Source organism: Acetobacter fabarum, assembly GCF_029069195.1.
Taxonomy (GTDB): domain Bacteria; phylum Pseudomonadota; class Alphaproteobacteria; order Acetobacterales; family Acetobacteraceae; genus Acetobacter; species Acetobacter fabarum_A.
Window position 1 is genome coordinate 1 of the sequence record NZ_JARDYK010000030.1, and the last position, 2809, is coordinate 2809.

General features: G+C 54.2%; 4 protein-coding genes. All 4 read left to right on the forward strand.

All coding sequences use genetic code 11. The features are described 5' to 3' along the window. Window positions 1–656: recombinase family protein (locus PY793_RS14035; RefSeq protein WP_275178604.1), on the forward strand; the 656-nt coding region annotated here is incomplete at its 5' end. Window positions 657–990: 334 nt separating this feature from the next. Beyond that, window positions 991–1386: a MobC family plasmid mobilization relaxosome protein gene (locus PY793_RS14040; protein ID WP_275178605.1), complete on the forward strand. Its 396-nt coding sequence runs from the start codon at window positions 991–993 to the stop codon at window positions 1384–1386. Then, window positions 1383–1613, forward strand: a complete 231-nt coding sequence (locus tag PY793_RS14045) for a hypothetical protein (protein ID WP_275178606.1) — start codon at window positions 1383–1385, stop codon at window positions 1611–1613. The genes PY793_RS14040 and PY793_RS14045 overlap by 4 nt, the downstream gene beginning before the upstream one ends. Before the next feature lie 35 nt (window positions 1614–1648). After that, window positions 1649–2773: a hypothetical protein gene (locus tag PY793_RS14050; RefSeq protein ID WP_275178607.1), complete on the forward strand. Its 1125-nt coding sequence runs from the start codon at window positions 1649–1651 to the stop codon at window positions 2771–2773. Window positions 2774–2809: the final 36 nt, after the last annotated feature.

Here is a 2809-nt window from a genome sequence, read left to right on the forward strand (position 1 = left end):
AATCCGTCGTTTTTGGGACAGAAGGCTTTCGGATTACGAACAGGGTGAAATGGCGTCTCAAAAATGTGTCCCGTTTACATAAGGAGACACAAACGATGGCGCGTTATGGTTACGCTCGCATTTCCACCGATGAACAGAGTCATGATTCCCAACTTCTGGAACTGAGAAGGGAGGGGCTGGAGGAGATCATCACCGATACTGTTTCAGGGCGCATTCCTGCGGTGGAACGTCCTGGGCTGTCCTCTTTATTAAACCGGCTGGAGGACGGGGACAGTATGGTGGTGGCGCGCCTGGATCGCCTTGGTCGTGACACGGTTGATGTCATGGGGCTGGTACGAAGCCTTACAGAAAACGGCGTTCGCGTGCGGATACTGAATATTGGGATTGAAACTGGCACACCCAATGGTCAGCTCTTTTTAACCATTCTTGCAGGCTTTGCCCAGTTTGAACGGGAGATTATCCGGGAGCGGACGAGAGCTGGTCTGGAAGCTGCACGTCAGGCCGGGAAGCGGCTAGGAAGATGCCCTATTCTGACATCCCGGCAAAGGAAGCATGTCTGTGAGTTGAGCCAAGCAGGACGATCCCTGGCCGAAATTGCGAAAATTTTTCGGGTGAGCAGAAGTACTGTCTGGCGCACGGTCAGGGGCGGAGTATAGCGTGCCAAAAAGCACGTTTGCGGGACAATGGCCGTGCCCTCTGTTGGTGGTTGCTTGACAAGTTTTCACAAACGACCGTTTTTCGGACACTCAACGCACAACGATGACGCTGGGTTGCATCTATGATGCGGCATATGTGGCAACCGGATGTGTTCTAAGCAAGGTTCCAAGCATCAAGGCAAAGTGCCGGTTTTATGTTCTAAGCAACGATCTCATTTATAATAGAGGCAGCCGTGCCAACCAGCGGACACGTTGTGTCTACTGCTTGGCAAACTGACCAGGGGGAAAGCTGCGCTTTCCCCCGTGGACCCCCTTGTTGTTGTGGAGGATGCTCATGTCTCAAACAGCGCCTGCTCAGGTTCGCCAGAGACGACCTAAAAAACAGTCCGCCAGAACGGAAGGACGTCATCACGACCTGCGTATTCGTTTGTCCACTATAGAGTATGAGAAGGTTCAGGCGGCAGCAGGGGCGGGCGATATGACGATCTCGTGCTGGATGCGTGACCTCATACTGGTCTCTCTTGGCACTGGCGGGGAATACGGGCGACTAGCCGTTGAGATGCAGTCTTTGGCACGTCAGTTATCCGGGATTGGTAACAACCTGAACCAGATTGCCCATACCCTGAACGGGGGTGGGGCAGTGGATATGTCGGACATTGTGGAGACGTTGCATGGGGTGAATAGTCATAACGCCCGTCTGCGCAAGCTCCTGCGAAAGATACGGACATGATTATCAAAGCCACGCGGATCGTGGCCGCAGATTCATGGCATGGTTTGTGGCGACACCTGATGCGTACGGATGAGAACGAAGACGTCCGGATCATTGAGGGGCAGAAGTTCAATCTTAATCAGGCTGTTCTGGATGCTGTCAGTCATGGATGCGGGTATGGGTTGCGGCATGTCATGCTCAATCCGGAGCTGGAATTACCCCGAAGCAGTTTGAAGCCTGTCAGTTAGCATATCAACGGGAGTTCGGTGCGGAAGCCCCCCTTTTGATTGTGGAGCATCAAAAGCCACGGGCGGGTGGTCTGGGGTTTGAACGACATCGCCACATGGTGTTTGCTGAGTGTCTGGAAACCCAACGGGTTCTGGACTCCCGTTTCATAAAAATACGGAATGAAAAAGTCGCGCGGTTATGCGAACTGGCATGGGGGCATCCTCTGACGTCAGGCAAACATAATGACAAGGTGATCCAGCATCTGGAAGCATCACCACACGCAGCCATGAAACAGGCTGCCGCCCATCTCAAGCAGGCTTTCTGGGGAGGGGAGGTGTTGCTTCAGGCGACATTTACGGATGCGGCACATCAGACGACTAAAAGACGGGCGGGTCATTCGGTGCTGCCAGCCATGCGAGCCGAACTTCGACAGCTCTGGCAGGAGACGGGTTGCGTGTTGCAGACGTTTGTCGAGCGTGCTGGAGAGAGAGGATATCTGGTCACGCAGGGCGACAAACCTGGCGTATGGTTGATTGAAAATGCCGAAGGCTATCATCTGGCTCTGCACAGGGTTTTGCGCCTGCGGCGACAGGATCTGGAAGAACTGATGGATGAGCAGGACCGACCCATGACCGCTACCCTGCCCAGACGGCGGTCTGGCAGGGGGGAGACTTTGCCGCCACTCCCTGCAACATCCGCCTATCAAACATCAATGAAAAAGCTGGCGGATGTGATCCGTCCGCCGTGGAAACGTTCGGACTGTCGCGCTGAGTTATTGGCACGTCCGTATTTGCATGAGGTGCATAAGCTGGAAAGCCAGACGGGTGAAGAGAGATTAGCCGCATTATTGGCGGCACTGATTATGCGTTTTCTGGCTATTTTGTTTGGTGTGAGGGGCGAGATTCCGCCTTTAACGGCACAGGCTGCAAGGCAGCGGATTGAAGAGAAGACACAGGAACGTGCCCAAGCGCGCCAGGAGGCTGTGAGAGCACATTTTGAAACGGACGGTGTTCAGGCAGCTCTGAAGCGGAGACGGTTGCTCCGGAGCTGCCTTGTGTCCCAAAATCTGGCAGTGCGTCAGGCCATGCAGGCAGAACAATTGGAGCTGGCTATGACATTGTTGGGAAAGCAAAAGCAGACCACGCATGAAAAAAGAGGGGTAAATAAGAGGGAGATGTGAAAGTGCAGTGGCCGCAGTCGCCTCATGCCGGACATT